This is a genomic window from Pseudomonas sp. HTZ2, from assembly GCF_033173945.1.
GTDB classification, from domain to species: Bacteria; Pseudomonadota; Gammaproteobacteria; order Pseudomonadales; family Pseudomonadaceae; genus Aquipseudomonas; species Aquipseudomonas guariconensis.
Window position 1 is genome coordinate 3,939,155 of sequence record NZ_CP137332.1, and the last position, 15,818, is coordinate 3,954,972.

Here is a 15,818-nt window from a genome sequence, read left to right on the forward strand (position 1 = left end):
CGCGCTAAAGCGTTGGATAGCCTAAGACGCGACAGGTTCGCGGCAAAGGTGCGAATCCAGGGAGAGAGGTTTCCTGATGTTTCAGTATGAGCCCAGGGGATTGCCCCGCTGGGCTTTCGCGACACAAGGACCACTCATCGCTCAATGGCGCGAGCGGCCTTGATCGAGGTGCTCAAACCTTGGCGTCGACCTTGTGCCGAGCGGCATACAGGCAAAGCATCTCCATGGCCAGCGTGGCGCCAGCCAAGGCGGTGATGTCGGCGTGGTCATAGGCCGGCGCCACTTCCACCATGTCCATCCCCACCAAGTTGATGCCGCGCAGCCCGCCCAGAATCTCCAGCGCCTGCACCGTGCTCAGGCCGCCACAGACCGGCGTACCCGTGCCAGGTGCGAACGCAGGATCGAGGCAGTCGATGTCGAACGTGAGATACACCGGTCGATCTCCCACCCGCTGGCGGATCGCCGCGATCACAGCCTCGGTGCCCTGACGGTGCACCTGGCGCGCGTCGAGGATGGCAAAACCCTGGGTGTCGTCATTGGTGGTGCGCAAACCGATCTGCACGGAACAGGAGGGGTCTACCAGCCCCTCACGGGCTGCGTGCCAGAACATGGTGCCATGATCGATACGCTTGCCCTCCTCGTCCGGCCAGGTATCGCTGTGCGCGTCGAAGTGGATCAGCGCCAAAGCTCCGTGGCGCTCGGCATGGGCCTTGAGCAGCGGGTAACTGATGAAATGATCGCCCCCGAGGGTCAACATGGCGCACCCAGCGTCGAGGATCTGCCTGGCATGGGCCTCGATGCTGGCCGGGACCGACTCGGGTGTACCACTGTCGAAAGCGCAATCGCCATAGTCGATCACCGCCAGATGATCGAAGGGGTCGAACGTCCACGGCCAATGTCTGGCCCAGGCCTGCTGCACCGAGGCGGCGCGGATGGCCCGTGGCCCGAAGCGGGCGCCAGGACGGTTGCTGGTGGCGGTATCGAACGGCACACCGCTGACCACCACATCGACGCCGCGCAGGTCACGGCTATAGCGGCGCCGAGAAAAACTGGTAATGCCGGCGTAGGTGCTTTCCGCGGCAGTGCCGTAAAGGCTATCGCGGGTCATGGCCTGGTCATTGTTATGGGCGTGTTCCACGGTCAAGCTCCTGGTTGTCATTGTTCGTTACTGACGGCTGCGAAACGCAGTCCACATCCGATTGCGCTGGCGCAAGTCAGACAGCGCCATGCCGCGGTCGCCATACAAACGCTGGCGGACCTCGGCGGATGGGTAGATGTCCGGGTCGTTGCGCACGGCATCGTCCACCAGTGGCGTGGCAGCCCGGTTGGCATTGGCAAAGAACAGCGTGTTGGTCAGTTCGGCCACGGATTCAGGACGCAGCATGAAGGCGATGAAGGCGCGAGCAGCCTCCGGGTGCGGGGCGTCCTTGGGGATGACCAAATTATCCTGCCAGACCAACGTTCCCTCGCGCGGGATGCGGTAGATCACTTCGAAGGCCTTGCCGGCACGACGCGCCTGGTCAGCAGCCATCGCCGCATCGCCGTTGTAGGTCAACGCCAGGCATACGCTGCCGTTGGCCAGGTCATTGATCTGCCGGCCGTTGGCCACGTAGCTCACCGAGGGCTGCAACTGACGTAGCAAAGCCTGAGCGGCATCCAGATCGGCCTTGCTCTGGCTGTATGGGTCTTTGCCCAGGTAATTGAGGGTTACCCCGATCACTTCCTGAGGCGAGTCGGGCAAGGCGATGCCACAGCCTTTTAGGCGACTGGCGTATTCGGGTTTGAACAGCAGATCAAGGCTGTCCAGCGGTACGTCCCCCAGACGTTCTCGCACCGCCTCGACATTCACACCCAACCCCAGGGTGCCCCAGGTGTAGGGCACCGCATAGCGATTGCCGGGATCGGTCTCGGCCAGCTTGGCCAGCATATCCGGGTCGAGGTTGCTGTACCCGGGCATTTCCTGGGCCTGCAAGGGCTGCAACGCATTGGCCTTGAGGGCCCTGGCCAGAACCGTGGATGAAGGCACCACCACGTCATAGCCGCTACCGCCGGTGAGCAGTTTGGTCTCCAGTACTTCGGGCGTGTCGAAGGTGTCATAGCGCACCTTGTAACCGGTCTGCTGCTCGAATCGCTTGAGCGTCGACTCCGCGACATAGTCGGCCCAGCTGTAGAGGTTGACGACCTTCTCTTCGGCCTGGAGCGGCAAAGCCAGGACCAGGGACAGCAGACACAGCGATCGACGCATGGCGAACACCTCGGCAAATGAATGGATGCCGTCAGCATGCCAGCCGGGTTACATTGAAAAAATCGCAAGTTTGCAAAGCTGACATTCACCAGGAGTGATGTAATGCTCGGACAACTGCACGACCCAGACCTGCACCTGCTGAGGCTGTTCGTCACTGTAGTCGAGGCCGGCGGCTTCAGTGCCGCCCAAGGCGTGCTGGGCCTGAGCCAGCCCAGCATCAGTCAGCAGATGGGGCGCCTCGAAACCCGCCTGGGATACCGCCTGTGCAGTCGTGGCAAGGGTGGATTTCGCCTGACCGAAAAAGGCGAGTTGCTGCTCAAGGCTACCCGGGAGTTGCTGGTCCAGATCGAGCAGTTCCGTCAGCAGGCAAATGGTGTAGGCGGACGGCTGCTGGGGTCTGTACGCATCGGCATGGCCGAGAACCAGGACGCCAGCGTCACGCTTCGTCTGGCCAATGCCATCGCACGCTTTCGCCAACGCGAGGAGTCGGTGCAACTGGAGTTGATCAGCGCGCCGCCGGCTGAGCTCGAGCGGCTGCTTCTCGAGCAGCGCCTGGACTACGCCATCAGCTACTTCTCCGGTAGCCAGGCTGCGTTCGATTACCAGCCGCTGTTCAACGAAACCCAACGGCTGTATTGCGGCCAGGGACACCCGTTGTTCGCAGTTATGCAGGTGTCGGCGGAGGAGTTGCTCGAAGCTGACCAGGTCCGCCACCCCTACCGCTTCCTCAAAGCGGGTGAGCCCTTCCAGAGCCGACGCAGCTCTGCCTTGGCCGAGCAGATCGACAGTGCCTTGACGTTCATCCTTTCGGGGCGCCACATCGGCTACCTGCCCCTCCATTGCGCCGCGCCCTGGGAGACGCGCGGGCTGCTACGGGCGTTGGATCCGGGCCTGGATTTCAGCGTGCCCTTTACCCTCGCCCGGCATCGTGCCCAAGCACCGGGTGAGGCGCAGCAAGCCTTTGCCGAAGACCTGCGGGAGGCCTTCGCCTGAGTCTTTCGGAGGACTCTGTACAGAGGGTCTTTCAACGCCTGCACCCTTTTGCCACACTGCGGGCTTGATCGTTACGCCAAGGCCATTGCCATGACCACTCGCCGCCTCCGATTCTGGCTGATTGCCCTGTTGGCCTTCACCCTCAATGCCTGCGCCCTGTTCCAGGCGCGTGATCCATTGAACATCAGCGTCGTCGGGATCGAACCACTGCCGTCCGCGGAGCTTGAAATGCGCATGGCAGTGAAAATCCGTGTGCAAAATCCCAACGAGGCGCCTGTCGATTTCAACGGCATTGCGCTCAAGCTTGAGGTCAACGGCCAGCCCCTGGCTGCCGGGGTCAGCGATCAGAAGGGGCACATTGGCCGCTACGACGAAGCGGTCATCGTCGTGCCCATGAGCGTCACGGCCTTTGCGATGGTGCGCCAAGCCTATGGTTTGGGAAGGCTGGGCTCACTGCAAGGGTTGCCCTACGTGCTGCAGGGCAAGATGGCTGGCGGCCCCTTAGGGACCGTGCGCTTCACCGACAAGGGCAAGCTCGACCTGCCCACTGTCGGTAGCGCGACCTGGTGATCGCGCAGGCGGTGTGGCTCAGCGATTGCTGCTGGCCGCGGCCATCATCTTGTTGACTTCGCTGCGCACCATGTTGGCGAACTCAGGGGGCGACATGCCATCGAGTTCGGCGCGAACCCATTCCGCCCATTTGCTCTTGCGCCGTGGCTTCTCACCGATCAACCGCGCAGCCTCGCCCTTAGCCTTGCCGAGGTTGTTCTGCCAATGTTCGAACAGCCGGGCCTTCTCTGCCTCGATCTGTGCCCGTTCCTCGAAGCTTCTGTTGGCCAGATTGAAACTCATGGGATTACCTACCGCTTGAAAATGGCCGCTATCTTACACTGTAGCGGCGAGCAACCGTTACGCCGCGGCAACTTTCCGCACGGCGCGGCATCCATTGCTCAACCCCCTACGATCGAGGACACATTCATGGCCAGGAAAATCGCCGCGCACAGCGACAACGAACAAATCAAGGACCAGGTTTTCAGCGAACTGCAGGCCTTGATCGAAGAATCGGAGCGTCTGCTCCAAGACAGTGCTGCGCTGGTGGGGGACGAGGCCGATACGTTACGGGCACAGGTCGCCCTCAAGCTGCGCCAAGCACGCCAGGCCGCGGATACCCTGCGAGGCAAGGCACAGCCTGCGATAGACGCTGCTGAGCACTATATGGGCGGACACCCATGGCAGACGGTGGCAATCTCTGCGGGTGTGGGGCTGGTGATCGGCCTTGTGTTGGGCCAGCGACGCTGACTCGCCCGATCACCGGACCGCTCAGGCCGCCATGGCCATTGGGATACCGCTGTGGAAGCGCAGTTCCTGATCTGGCGAACAGATCAGTTCCGCCTCGGCTTCACGCACCTGTTCTACGACCCGGGCGATGTCAGTGGCCTCGCCATATTGGTGGGCCAACTTGAGGTAGCCTTGGTAATGGCGCGCTTCGCTCTTGAGCAGGCCGTGATAGAAGGTCCCGAGTTCTTCGTCCAGGTGCGGCACCAACGCTGCGAAACGCTCGCAACTGCGGGCCTCGATGAAAGCACCGACCACCAGCGTATCGACCAGCTTGACAGGTTCGTGAGCCCGCACCAGGCGCCGCAGACCGGACGCATAACGCCCCGCCGACACCGGTCGCAACGGAACACCACGACGCTTCATCAGGCGCAGGACTTGCTCATGATGCACCAACTCCTCACGGGCCAGGCGCGACATCATGTTTATCAAGTCAAGATGGGTGTTGTACTTGGCGATCAGGCTCAGCGCGGTACTGGCGGCCTTGAACTCGCAGTTTTTGTGATCGATCAACAAGGTTTCCTGGTCGGCGAGCGCCGCTTCGATCCAAGCGTCGGGGGTAGGACAGCCCAGGAAGGCATCGATTTCAGGAATCAGGGACATAAGCTCACAACGACAGGCCAACGGCAGGATTGGCGATTATACCGGCGGTGGCGCTGATCGCCAGCGACTATGCTGATACATATCAAGCGGCACTGCGCGGGATGCTGACTATAGTCAGCCATTGGCCGCCACCTACCAAGGGAGTTAATGCCCATGCAAGCCGTCCGCAGCATACTCGTCGTCCTAGACCCCGAACACGCCCACAGTCGCGCCTTGACACGCGCCAAGCTCATCGCCGGGGTGACAGGCGCACGCATGCACTTGCTAATGTGTGACAAGCGCCAGGACCACAGTGCCCTACTCAGCCTGCTGAGCAGTCAGCTACACGATGACGGGTACGACAACATCACCCATGAACAGACCAGGCATGAAAGCCTGCATGAATCCATCATCGAGGTGCAGCAGGCCGAAGGTTGCGAACTGGTCATCAAGGAGCACCGGCCAGACAACCCACTGCGCAAGGCACTGCTGACCCCTAGCGATTGGAAACTTCTGCGCTATTGCCCCTGTGCAGTCCTAATGGTGAAGAACGAGCGGCCCTGGACGGGAGGCGCGATTCTTGCCGCTGTGGATGTAGGCAACAACGATGAAGACCACAGGCGTCTACATGCCAGCATCATCGACCATGGCTATGCGATTGCCGGCCTGGCCAAGGGTGACCTGCACGTCATCGCCGCCCACCCTTCTCCCATGCTTTCGGCGTCTGACCCGACTTACCAGCTCTCCGAAACCATCGAGCAGCGATATCGCGAAGCCTGCACGGCCTTTCAGGCCGAATTCGGTATTTCTGATGATCACTTGCACATTGCCGAAGGCCCGGCAGACGTTCTTATTCCTTACACCGAAAAACAGCTCGATGCGGTGGTGACCGTCATGGGTACTGTGGCCCGCACAGGCATTTCCGGTGCTTTGATTGGCAATACTTCGGAAGTGGTTCTCGACGCCTTGGAAGGGGACGTGTTGGTCCTCAAGAGTGAAGAGGCGACCGCACACCTGGCAGAGCTGGCGCGTGGCTGACGGAGCCAGGGAAGCGACGCGATTTGTATAGGCGTTTATTTCAGGGACCCAAAAGACAAAACCCCTACCTGCTCGCGCAGATAGGGGTTTTGCGAAATGAATCTTGACGATGACCTACTCTCACATGGGGAAGCCCCACACTACCATCGGCGATGCATCGTTTCACTACTGAGTTCGGGATTACATCGAGATGTTCTATAACCCTAAACGCCGACACAGCAGTGCTATGCAGCTGTCTCCAGTAGAGTATGAGAAACGCTATTTCCTGAGCTTGGAGAGTGTCTAGAAAACCAGGGGCGATTCACCCCATTCATAACTTTTTGATTTATATGGATGTCCAAATGTTCTTCGGCGATCCTGACAGCCTTTGATCGCCAAGCGCGGTCTGCCTAAGCCGTGGCGGTTACGCTCAGAGACTTGAGCAATCCCAGACGCGTGGCACGGCAGACAGCGCTCACGACAGCCATGAGTGATGCCTGGAGCACGCTGCCGTCCCTGCCCACTCCAAACAGCAGCTGGTTGTTGACACGTATCTCGATGTAAGCGATGGCTTCGGACTGGGCGCCATCACGCACAGCGTGCTCGTGGTAATCGGCAATATCGAAGGCCAGACCTTGTTGGGCAAGCGCATCTACCAGCGCGGCCAATGGGCCGTTGCCTTCGCCAGCAAGCGCCAGGTGCTCACCGTCAATTGCCAGTTGTGCGTCAAGGTACGTACGGGTTTCGTCCGTGGCGAGCACCGGTTGCAGCAAGGTGTATGGATTGCCCTGCTCCAGATAGTGTTCGGTGAAGCACGACCAAATCATCTCACGGGTGATCTCCCTGCCTTCGCTATCGGCAACCTGCTGCACCAGCCCGCTGAATTCCATCTGCAACCGGCGCGGCAGGACGATACCCTGCTGCTCCAGCAGATAGGCCACACCACCCTTGCCTGACTGGCTGTTGACCCGGATGACGGCTTCATAACTACGTCCCATGTCGGCCGGATCGATCGGCAGGTACGGAACCTCCCAGAACCCGTCGGGATCGCTTTGGCGGCGGGCGAAGCCTTTCTTGATAGCGTCCTGGTGAGAACCGGAAAATGCCGTGAATACCAATTCTCCCGCGTAGGGGTGACGTGGGTGGGTCGGCAACTGGTTACAGAACTCGACCTCGCGCTGGACGTGGATGATGTCGGAGAAATCCAGCCCTGGACTGATGCCACTGGTATAGAGGTTCATCGCCAAGGTCAGAAGATCGACATTACCGGTACGCTCACCATTGCCGAACAACGTCCCCTCGACCCGCTCGGCTCCCGCCAGGCAGGCCTGCTCGGCAGTAGACACGCCGGTACCACGATCATTGTGTGGGTGGACGCTGATGATCACACTGTCACGCTTGCGTACATGGCGGCAAAACCATTCGATCTGGTCAGCAAACACGTTAGCGGTGGAGACTTCCACGGTAGTGGGCAGATTTAGGATCATCTTGTTGGTTGGTGTCGGATCGAATACATCGATCACCGCTTCACAGATTTCCAGGCCAAAGTCGAGCTCGGTGAAGCAAAAGGTTTCAGGCGAATATTGGTAAGTCCACTGCGTCTGCGGGTTGGCCTGCATCAGCGCCTTGATCTCACGGGTGGCCTGAGTGGCAATCTCGATGCAGCCAGCCCGATCCACGCCGAACACCACATCACGAAACACGGGAGCAGTGGCGTTATAAACATGCACGATGGCCCGTGGCACGCCCTTGAGCGCTTCGAAAGTACGTTCGATCAGGTGAGTGCGCGCCTGGGTCATGACCTGAATAGTGACATCCTCGGGAATGGCGCCGCTCTCGATCAATTCACGCACATAGTCGAAGTCGGTTTGTGAGGCGGCCGGGAAACCTACCTCAATCTGTTTGAAACCGACTTTCACCAGCAAGTCGAAAAAACGCCGCTTGCGTTCAGCGTTCATCGGCTCGATCAGTGCCTGGTTACCGTCACGCATGTCGACACTGCACCACAGGGGAGCGGCCTTTTGAACGCGATTGGGCCATTGGCGGTCTGGCAAATTGACTGTGGCGAAATGGCGATACTTACGGGAAGGATCCTTCAACATCATGGCGGCTTCTCCTCTGCCTGGGTTTGCTGTGTAGCCGCCCGAACAGAACCGGAGCGACATTGGATCCAATCTAAACCCTGGCCGCTTCAGGAGGATTGCGTTTTGTCGCTCACAAATGCCAAATTTCCAACATATATTGCTATGTACTTCGAATAATTGGGTTTTTATAGCCGTATAGTTCAAAAACAAGAACTCTTCTACCGAAACACCGTTCTACAGTGATCGACCTTACAAATCGGTACCGTCGCCCGGCACTGCGCAAGACATTCGACAAGTTACCAATGGTAGGTTACTTTTCGTAGCTAACAGCCAGCGGACACCTATGATCTCGACAGCCGCTCGCCAAACTGCCGGAGTATCGCCATGCACAGCCTGATCGTCGTCGCCCACCCCAATCCCGATTCCTTGACTCATGCCATTGCCCGGCACGTCGCCCTGGGCATAGCCGCTTCTGACGCGCAGCACACTAGTGAATTTGCAGATCTCGCGGCCGAAGGTTTCGATCCGCGTTTCAACCAAGAGGATCAAGCGCTCTTCATGAAACAAGCCGCAGCGCCTGCTGACGTGGCCAGTGAGCAAGAGCGACTGGATCGTGCCGATGCCTTGGTCATTGTTTACCCGATCTATTGGTGGTCATTCCCTGCCTTGCTCAAAGGCTGGATTGATCGGGTGTTTTCGATGGGCTGGGCCTACGAGGACAGTGGCAATGGCAAAGTCGTGAAAAAGCTGCAGCGTCTGCAGGTTCACCTGGTTGCCGTTGGCGGCGCCGATGAAGGGACCTTCACTCGACACGGCTACGGGCCTGCGATGAAGACCCAGATCGACCACGGGATTTTCGATTACTGCGGAGCCCGTGTGCACAGCTCCACCTTGCTTCTGGCATCGGATGAGGGTTATCCGCAGGCTCATCTGGAGACTGCGTACAAGATAGGCGCCGGTATGGCAGCTTCCCAGCACTGAACAAGAGTGGGACAATCGGCAGCATGACTTCACCAACTTCCGTACCTTCGCGCCGACGCCTGCCCCGAGAAGCCCGCACCCGCCAGTTGCTGGAGGCCTCCTGGGCATTGATCGGCGATGAGGGTACGGATGCCCTCACGCTGGGTCGCCTGGCCGATGTAGCAGGCATCACCAAACCTGTGGTTTACGATCACTTCGGAACCCGCAATGGCCTGCTCGCCGCCCTCTACGAAGACTACGACATCCGCCAGACAGCCCTTTTCGATGCCGCCGTCGCAACCGCCGAGCCCACGTTGACGGACAAAGCACGTATCTTCGCCGCTGCCTATGTCGATTGCGTGCTGACACAAGGGCGTGAGATCCAAGGGGTCCTGGCGGCACTCAGCGGGTCTCCGGAGCTTGCGGCCGTCAAACGCCGATATCAGAAAGCATTCATCCAAAAATGTGCGGACGTGTTTGCGCCCTTCGCCGGCTCCGCTGGCCTATCGAGCGCTAGCCTGTGGGCCATGCTTGGCGCCGCCGACGCCCTGTCCGATGCTGCGGTAGTGGGAGACATCACTGCAGAGCAGGCAAAGGAAGAGCTGCGCCAGACCATACTGGGCATGGTCAAACGCAGCGGCTGAACTGCGAAACACTGCAACAACGCTTACTGCGATCGAAGTGCAAGAAATGGTCTTGCTCAATTTAGTTGTCGCAATCCAATGGACGTGGACGAAGCCTGTGCCCCCAGCGTTTCGCGAATGCCGCTCAGCTACAAGCAGCCACCGCCTCGATTTCCACAAGCATCCCATCCAGCGCCAGTCGTGACACCGGAATCAACGTACAGACGGGCGCCCTGTCCTTCCAGACCCGATCGACCTCCCTGACCCACTCGCGCAGGCGATGCTCATCATGATCGACGATCAGCAAGGTCAGCTTGAACACTTGATGCAAGCTTGCGCCCTGCGATTGGAGTGCGGTGCTCAGGTTGGCCAATGCCTGTCTGGCCTGCTCAGAGAACGCCGATGGCAGTCGCCCATGGACATCCTCACCGCCTTGCCCGGCGATGAACAACAGCCTGGCCCCAGGCGCCACTGCCGCGACGTGGGAATATCCATTATCGCGCGGGTCATACAACCCAGCTGGATTGGACAGCTCGAACACAGGACGAGAATCGTTGAACATAGGGCTACTCCAGTGGTGAGAGCGGGCATTCTGAAACCTCGAGTTAACCTAAGGTCAAGCGTGCAGCCCGAAGTCGCTTTCAAGGCCCAGTGCACGCATCGGCCGGCGCCTTGCCCTGCGCCGACAGAGGCACATCGAACACACGATCGAAGCTCCACTGAAATACCAGTGCATAGAAGAAGAAAAACACGAACAACCCCAGATCGGTCACCAATGCGGCCCACCACGAGATCTGCAGCCACCAGGCGACCAAGGGCACCAACAGCACCACCAGCCCGCCTTCGAACCCCACCGAATGAAGCAGACGCCTTCCGACAGTACGCGCCCGGTTCGCCTGACGGCTCTCCCAGAACTCGAACAGGTAGTTGTACACCACGTTCCAAAGCAAGGCGCTGGCAGACAGCATCAACGACAGGGCACCGGCATGCGCCAAGCCATTCTTGTAGACCAGGGCGATTGCAGGTGACAGAACGGCGACGGCGATGGCTTCATAAAGCACAGCCTGTACGACTTTTCGAAGAGGGCCTTGCATGACGATGCACCTATGATTGAGCGAGTGCCGCTCACCTTAGCGCCCGATGAAAGCCATGAAAAATGAGATAAATTGAGCCGGTCCCAATCCAATTCATCCAGGGAGGTGGTGGGGTGTTCTCCACGCTTGCGCTCAACGCGCTGCGCAGCTTCGAGGCTGCGGCACGCCTAGGCAGTTTCAAGACCGCTGCCGAGGAACTGTCTGTCACACCGGCGGCCATTTCCCACCAGGTCAAGGCGCTGGAGGCCCGGCTTGGCACGTTGCTGTTCGAGCGCTCCGGGCAAGGCGTGGCACTGACCGAGCAAGGCGAACAGCTGTATCGCCAGGTCCACCAAGCGTTCCTCGATATCAGCCGGAGCCTGGAACACTTCCTGCCGAAAACCACTTCGCTGACCCTCACCCTCACCACGACGCCCGGTTTGGCCGCGAGCTGGCTGATCCCAAGGCTCGGCGCTTTCTATCGTGCTTTCCCGCAGCTGGACATACGGGTCGACACCCGTAACGAGCTGGTGGACCTGTTACGTGACTCCAGCGTCGACATCGCCATTCGAGCCGTCAGCCGCCCAGATCCGAAGCTGTTCAGCCAGCCACTGATGAATGAACGCTTCTCGGTCTATGCCGCACCAGCCGTGCTGGCCCGCCTGGATGAGGACCAATTGCAGCTGATAGACCTTCGCTGGCAGATTCCGCAAGGCGACACGATCAATTGGCAAAGCTGGTGTGCAGCCGCCGGCTGTGCGCACTGGCTGGGACGGGCACGCATGCGTGAGTTCGATGATGAGCATTATGCGTTGGCGGCCGCCATCGCGGGCCATGGATTGGTGCTGGCAAGCAACGTGCTTGTGGCCGACAGCCTCAAGCGAGGTGAACTGATGACCTTCAGGCCTGAAATCAGCCTGCCAGGGCCACGTTACATGGCGGTGTGCGTGCCGGGCCGAGAGCGACAGGAAGAAATGAAAGCGTTGCTTACGTGGTTGGAAGAAGCGGCGGCGGCCACCATGGCGTGAATCCGGTGCGCCGGGGCGGTTTATCCACCCCAGCGCGGTTCAAAGGCAATCAGCGGTCTTTGTCCCACTTTTCAGTGTCGCCTTGCGACTGTTGCCCACCCATGCGGTCTTGCTGCGAGGGGATCTTTTGGTCGGTCATGTTCTGGCCAGACTGCCCACCTTGGCTTCCCGAATCCCGGGAGCGATCCCAATCCTTGTTCATTTTGTCCTCAGGCTTACGGCCGGATTCGGAGCCACCTTTTTGCTGATTGGACCCTTGGCCACCTTGTTGACCTGCGCCGGTGCTGCCGCCTTGGTCGCCACGGTTGTCTTGATTGTTAGCCATGATCGCTTACCTCAAGTCAAACACAGGAAGATCTGTGTTCCTGTATGAGTGGCAGAAGTCGTCGCGCTATGCATTTTCTTCAGCAATTTCAGACCAAATGCCTTAACAACCACAGGCCCGGCATTTACGGCTCAAAACGCCACGACTCCTAGCCTGCAGCCTGACGTCAAGCGCTTGATTGGTCACGCGGTGCCGATGACGACGCCTTGGGCTTTGAGGTTATGGAGCAACGCACTGCCTTGGGATTCGATAGCCGCTCGTTCGACACCCGCCCAATCAGCTACCACGGCGAGGTGTTCCCGACCGGTGAGCGGTTGCTGTTGCATTGACACCAGCAGCGCATGGGCCAACGGCGCAAGCCGCGCGAAGTGGATTTTCTGGTCTGCACCGCGTCGCGCCAGCAACAACGTGGGTTCGGCTGGTGCTGCCAGCGGAATGTGGTCGGGGCCGATATGGCTGACCGGCCAGGCATAGGCCAAGGGCATGGCAAGGCTCGATAGCAGCGGCACACCGTCGAGCAGGTCGCCCTCTGGATCATGGGACGCGTCAGTGGCGTCGCTAAGCAACAACAGGGTCTCGACCCATTCATAGTGGGCCAGTTCGGCGACCCAGCCCGGCAGGTCGGCGCGGGTCTCCAGGTAGTTGACCCACTCGCCTGCCACTTCAGTGAACAACGGCGTCTTGCAGCGGTGGCTGGCATAGAAATCCGCAGTCAGCGATTGCCATTGCGCCTGGGGCAACGTGGCGCTCAGCACAGGGAAGCTGCCAGCCAGCAGCGACCGCATATTGCCCAGAAACAGTTGTCGGTACACCGCCAGGCGCCGCGCTTCGATGCCGGGCGGTGCAGGGTTGGCGTGCGGATCGCGAATGAAACGGCTCATGCACAGTTGCTGTTCGCGCAAAGTCTCAGCCATGACGCACCTCCGGCGCTTGCGCGGCGGCCTGCAGCATCCGGATGGCCTCCACCTCGCCGAGCAGTTCGGCAAGTGGCGGGAAATTGAAATCGCGCTCCAGCAAAGTCGGCACCACCCCCAGGTACTGGTAGGCGCTGTGCAACAATTGCCAGACGTCATGCTGCACCGCAGCACCGTGGGTATCGATCTTAAGATCAGGCGCTTCATCGTAATGACCGGCCACATGCAGGCAAGCCACCCGCCCGGCTGGCACACGGGCAAGGAAAGCGTCAGCGTCGTAACCGTGGTTGCAGGCGTTGACGACCAGGTTGTTGATGTCCAGCAACAGATCGCAGTCGGCCTCATTCAGCACCGCGCACAAGAAATCGATCTCGGACATCGCCTGGTAAGGCGCCGCATAGTAGGAAATGTTCTCCACAGCGATGCGTCGACCGAGGGCATCCTGAACCTCACGAATGCGCCTGGCAGTATGGCGCACCGCTTCATCGGTGAAAGGCATGGGGATCAGGTCGTACAAATGGCCGTCATCGCTGCAATAACTCAGGTGTTCGCTGAACAGCGGGACATCATGCTGGTCGAGAAAGGCACGGATGCGCCGCAAGAACTCATGATCCAGCGGTTCGGGGCCACCAAGGGACAACGAAAGGCCGTGGCAGGACAGCGGAAAGCGCTCGGCCAGGCGGGCCAGGCTCTCACCATAGGCGCCGCCGACGCCGATCCAGTTGTCCGGCGCACATTCGAGAAAATCCACCGCACCAACATCCATGTTCAGCAGCTCAGGCAAAAGCGACCGACGCAGGCCGAGCCCGGCACCGTGCAAGGCAAACGAAGTACTCATGGGTGATCTCCTGGGGGCTGTCGCCTCCCCGGCCGACGTGCTCGGGGAGGCGATCAGCGAAGGTCAGTTCCTGGCCTGGCTCAACTTGCTGTACAGATCGGAAGGGAATGGCTTGCCGTTGGCGTCGAACTGGTTCTTGCGGAACTGGTACACCTCACCCTCGGAGAGGAAGCCGTCGTGATTGGCGTCGATGGCATCGAACTCGGCATTGGCCTTGGGCGCGACCGCCAGCAGCTCGGCACGCGAGACCCGGCCATCATGGTTGGTGTCGGTACGGGCGAAGGAGGCATCGCCACACTTGCCCTCCCCGCACTTGCCTTCAGCCTGGGTCGCCTTGGCCTGGGCGCCATCGGCACCGCATTTGCCCTCGCCGCACTTGCCTTCAGTCTGGGTCGCCTTGGCACCACTGGCACCGCACTTGCCCTCACCACACTTGCCCTCCCCGGCTTTTTGCGCGGAAGCAAGCTGATAGCCCTGGGGCATTGCGTCCACGGCGAAGGCGGCGGATGTCATGTTGATGCCTCCGACCAGGGCGATGGTGAGCAGGCCGAGGCGGGTCTTGCTTGGGAACTGGGAACGGGACATGGTGATTCTCCGAAATATCTATGCGATTGGCCGCTAGGGCGAACGTGCCGGGGAACGTGGCCTAGGGCCGTTTCGTTCAGGCAGGTTCATTTGGCCTCACGCGTGTATCGCGCACGTATCCGCAGGTAGCGGCATTTGTAAGCGAAGCCTTGCAAGCAGGCGCTTAGATACACAGAGATACATTCAGCCCAGGCGTCGGATTACAGCGCTGCCCATTGCTCGCGGTACTGCAGCAGAAAGTCCACGAAGACCCTGACCCGCTGAGGAATGGAGCGCCCATGGGGATACAGCAAGGTATAGGGCCGGGAACGCCCGCCATAAGCGGCGAGAACCTCGATCAAACGGCCATCGGCCAGCTGTTGCTCGACAATGAACTTGTAGGTCTGGAACAGCCCCGCACCGTGTTCAGCGAGCGTGACGCCGCCTAGGACATCGTCGGAGCAGGCATAGCCACCGTCGGTGAAGATCTCTCGCTCTCGGCCTTGCTCCTGGAACAGCCACGAAATCCGCCGCCCACTGCTGGGCAGCTCGAACTGAATGCACTCGTGAGCCTCCAGATCCTCAAGCACCTGCGGTGTGCCGGCCTTGGCCAGATACGCAGGCGAGGCCACCACGACCAGCTTGGCGTCTTCGAGCAAGCGCGCGACCAGCGTCGAATCTGGCTGAGCCCTGACCCGGATCGCCAGATCGTACCCCTCCGCCACGAAGTCGATGTTCCGGTTGCCCAGGTGAATCTCCACGGTGACCTGCGGATAGCGCTCGCGAAACAGCGGCAGCAACGGAAGGATGCGGTGATGCCCGTAGGTGGTCGGCAGGCTGATACGCAAACGCCCAGACGGTGTCGCCTGCGCGCCCATGACGGTTTGCTGGGCTTCCACCAGTTGACTGAGCGCCTGGCTGCACTGCTCGAAGAAGGTTCGCCCGGCCTCGGTCAGGCGGATGCTGCGGGTGGTTCTGGCAAAGAGTCGCGACCCCAGTCGCTTCTCCAGACGAAGAATCGAGCGGCTGACCGCCGCGGGGGTAACACCGGCAAGCTGGGCCGCGGCAGTGAAACTACCGGCCTCTGCAGCCAGGCAGAACAATTCGATGCTGCCCAACTGCAAATCGTCGAAATGGCGCTTCATCACAGGTACCGGGTAGGAAGATCCTGAGGCAGATCTTTACCACACCCGGCAACAGAAAAGCATCGTGACCCCAACGGCTTTACCGCCCGTGC

General features: G+C 60.1%; 19 protein-coding genes, 1 rRNA gene and 1 pseudogene. 8 read left to right on the forward strand and 13 right to left on the reverse strand.

Going from position 1 to position 15,818, the window contains the following annotated elements:
• Positions 1–172: 172 nt before the first annotated feature.
• On the reverse strand, positions 173–1,138 hold the full coding sequence (gene speB, locus R6G97_RS18235; RefSeq protein WP_090345540.1) for an agmatinase: 966 nt from the start codon (positions 1,136–1,138) through the stop codon (positions 173–175).
• 27 nt (positions 1,139–1,165) lie between these two features.
• The gene (locus R6G97_RS18240) at positions 1,166–2,245 is read right to left on the reverse strand and encodes an extracellular solute-binding protein (RefSeq protein ID WP_043209106.1); all 1,080 of its coding nucleotides are present in this window, start codon (positions 2,243–2,245) and stop codon (positions 1,166–1,168) included.
• Between the two features lie 102 nt (positions 2,246–2,347).
• Here R6G97_RS18240 and R6G97_RS18245 point away from each other — a divergent pair, with 102 nt between their 5' ends.
• Together R6G97_RS18245 and R6G97_RS18250 are read left to right on the forward strand one after the other, a co-directional pair.
• A complete protein-coding gene (locus R6G97_RS18245; RefSeq protein ID WP_182941348.1) occupies positions 2,348–3,238 on the forward strand; it encodes a LysR family transcriptional regulator in 891 nt (296 codons plus the stop codon).
• 90 nt (positions 3,239–3,328) lie between these two features.
• A complete protein-coding gene (locus R6G97_RS18250; RefSeq protein WP_043209101.1) occupies positions 3,329–3,808 on the forward strand; it encodes an LEA type 2 family protein in 480 nt (159 codons plus the stop codon).
• 18 nt (positions 3,809–3,826) lie between these two features.
• Here R6G97_RS18250 and R6G97_RS18255 read toward each other — a convergent pair whose 3' ends face one another.
• Positions 3,827–4,090, reverse strand: coding sequence for a hypothetical protein (locus tag R6G97_RS18255; protein WP_043209099.1), 264 nt, complete (start codon positions 4,088–4,090; stop codon positions 3,827–3,829).
• 126 nt (positions 4,091–4,216) lie between these two features.
• Here R6G97_RS18255 and R6G97_RS18260 point away from each other — a divergent pair, with 126 nt between their 5' ends.
• On the forward strand, positions 4,217–4,537 hold the full coding sequence (locus tag R6G97_RS18260) for a DUF883 family protein (protein WP_317847319.1): 321 nt from the start codon (positions 4,217–4,219) through the stop codon (positions 4,535–4,537).
• 21 nt (positions 4,538–4,558) lie between these two features.
• On the opposite strand, the gene R6G97_RS18265 is transcribed toward R6G97_RS18260, so the two are convergent.
• Entirely contained in the window at positions 4,559–5,176 is a 618-nt protein-coding gene (locus R6G97_RS18265; protein ID WP_317847320.1) for a tRNA-(ms[2]io[6]A)-hydroxylase, read from the reverse strand.
• A 153-nt stretch (positions 5,177–5,329) separates the two neighbouring features.
• On the opposite strand from R6G97_RS18265, the gene R6G97_RS18270 reads away from it, so the two are divergent.
• A complete protein-coding gene (locus R6G97_RS18270) occupies positions 5,330–6,193 on the forward strand; it encodes a universal stress protein (protein ID WP_197853619.1) in 864 nt (287 codons plus the stop codon).
• A 101-nt stretch (positions 6,194–6,294) separates the two neighbouring features.
• Here R6G97_RS18270 and rrf read toward each other — a convergent pair.
• A 5S ribosomal RNA gene (rrf, locus tag R6G97_RS25015) occupies positions 6,295–6,402 on the reverse strand.
• A gap of 2 nt (positions 6,403–6,404) precedes the next feature.
• On the opposite strand from rrf, the pseudogene R6G97_RS18275 reads away from it, so the two are divergent.
• Positions 6,405–6,479 (forward strand): annotated as a pseudogene (locus R6G97_RS18275) (hypothetical protein); the annotation flags it as partial.
• Between the two features lie 103 nt (positions 6,480–6,582).
• On the opposite strand, the gene leuA reads toward R6G97_RS18275, so the two are convergent.
• Positions 6,583–8,277, reverse strand: coding sequence for a 2-isopropylmalate synthase (gene leuA, locus R6G97_RS18280; RefSeq protein WP_317847321.1), 1,695 nt, complete (start codon positions 8,275–8,277; stop codon positions 6,583–6,585).
• Between the two features lie 363 nt (positions 8,278–8,640).
• Between leuA and R6G97_RS18285 the strand changes: the two genes are divergently transcribed.
• Both R6G97_RS18285 and R6G97_RS18290 read left to right on the forward strand, forming a co-directional pair.
• Positions 8,641–9,237, forward strand: coding sequence for an NAD(P)H-dependent oxidoreductase (locus R6G97_RS18285; RefSeq protein ID WP_317847322.1), 597 nt, complete (start codon positions 8,641–8,643; stop codon positions 9,235–9,237).
• 23 nt (positions 9,238–9,260) lie between these two features.
• Positions 9,261–9,860, forward strand: coding sequence for a TetR/AcrR family transcriptional regulator (locus R6G97_RS18290; protein WP_043211827.1), 600 nt, complete (start codon positions 9,261–9,263; stop codon positions 9,858–9,860).
• A 124-nt stretch (positions 9,861–9,984) separates the two neighbouring features.
• On the opposite strand, the gene R6G97_RS18295 is transcribed toward R6G97_RS18290, so the two are convergent.
• Together R6G97_RS18295 and R6G97_RS18300 are read right to left on the reverse strand one after the other, a co-directional pair.
• Positions 9,985–10,401: a RidA family protein gene (locus tag R6G97_RS18295; protein ID WP_289717355.1), complete on the reverse strand. Its 417-nt coding sequence runs from the start codon at positions 10,399–10,401 to the stop codon at positions 9,985–9,987.
• Positions 10,402–10,480: 79 nt separating this feature from the next.
• Positions 10,481–10,933: a PACE efflux transporter gene (locus tag R6G97_RS18300; RefSeq protein ID WP_090343013.1), complete on the reverse strand. Its 453-nt coding sequence runs from the start codon at positions 10,931–10,933 to the stop codon at positions 10,481–10,483.
• 113 nt (positions 10,934–11,046) lie between these two features.
• Between R6G97_RS18300 and R6G97_RS18305 the strand changes: the two genes are divergently transcribed.
• Positions 11,047–11,940 carry a LysR substrate-binding domain-containing protein gene (locus tag R6G97_RS18305; protein ID WP_043211818.1) on the forward strand — a complete coding sequence of 298 codons (894 nt, stop codon included), beginning with the start codon at positions 11,047–11,049 and terminating at the stop codon, positions 11,938–11,940.
• A 49-nt stretch (positions 11,941–11,989) separates the two neighbouring features.
• Here R6G97_RS18305 and R6G97_RS18310 read toward each other — a convergent pair whose 3' ends face one another.
• The 5 genes from R6G97_RS18310 to R6G97_RS18330 all read right to left on the reverse strand — a co-directional run bounded on the left by R6G97_RS18310 (position 11,990) and on the right by R6G97_RS18330 (position 15,726).
• Positions 11,990–12,265 carry a hypothetical protein gene (locus R6G97_RS18310; protein ID WP_289717356.1) on the reverse strand — a complete coding sequence of 92 codons (276 nt, stop codon included), beginning with the start codon at positions 12,263–12,265 and terminating at the stop codon, positions 11,990–11,992.
• A gap of 182 nt (positions 12,266–12,447) precedes the next feature.
• The gene (locus R6G97_RS18315) at positions 12,448–13,179 is read right to left on the reverse strand and encodes an HvfC family RiPP maturation protein (protein WP_043211813.1); all 732 of its coding nucleotides are present in this window, start codon (positions 13,177–13,179) and stop codon (positions 12,448–12,450) included.
• Complete coding sequence (locus tag R6G97_RS18320; protein WP_253131692.1) at positions 13,172–14,017, reverse strand: HvfB family MNIO-type RiPP peptide maturase; 846 nt, start codon at positions 14,015–14,017, stop codon at positions 13,172–13,174. Before R6G97_RS18320 ends, R6G97_RS18315 begins: the two co-directional genes overlap by 8 nt.
• 63 nt (positions 14,018–14,080) lie before the next feature.
• Positions 14,081–14,602, reverse strand: a complete 522-nt coding sequence (locus tag R6G97_RS18325; protein WP_043211809.1) for an HvfA family oxazolone/thioamide-modified RiPP metallophore — start codon at positions 14,600–14,602, stop codon at positions 14,081–14,083.
• A gap of 200 nt (positions 14,603–14,802) precedes the next feature.
• The gene (locus R6G97_RS18330; protein ID WP_090343024.1) at positions 14,803–15,726 is read right to left on the reverse strand and encodes a LysR family transcriptional regulator; all 924 of its coding nucleotides are present in this window, start codon (positions 15,724–15,726) and stop codon (positions 14,803–14,805) included.
• Positions 15,727–15,818 lie beyond the last annotated feature (92 nt).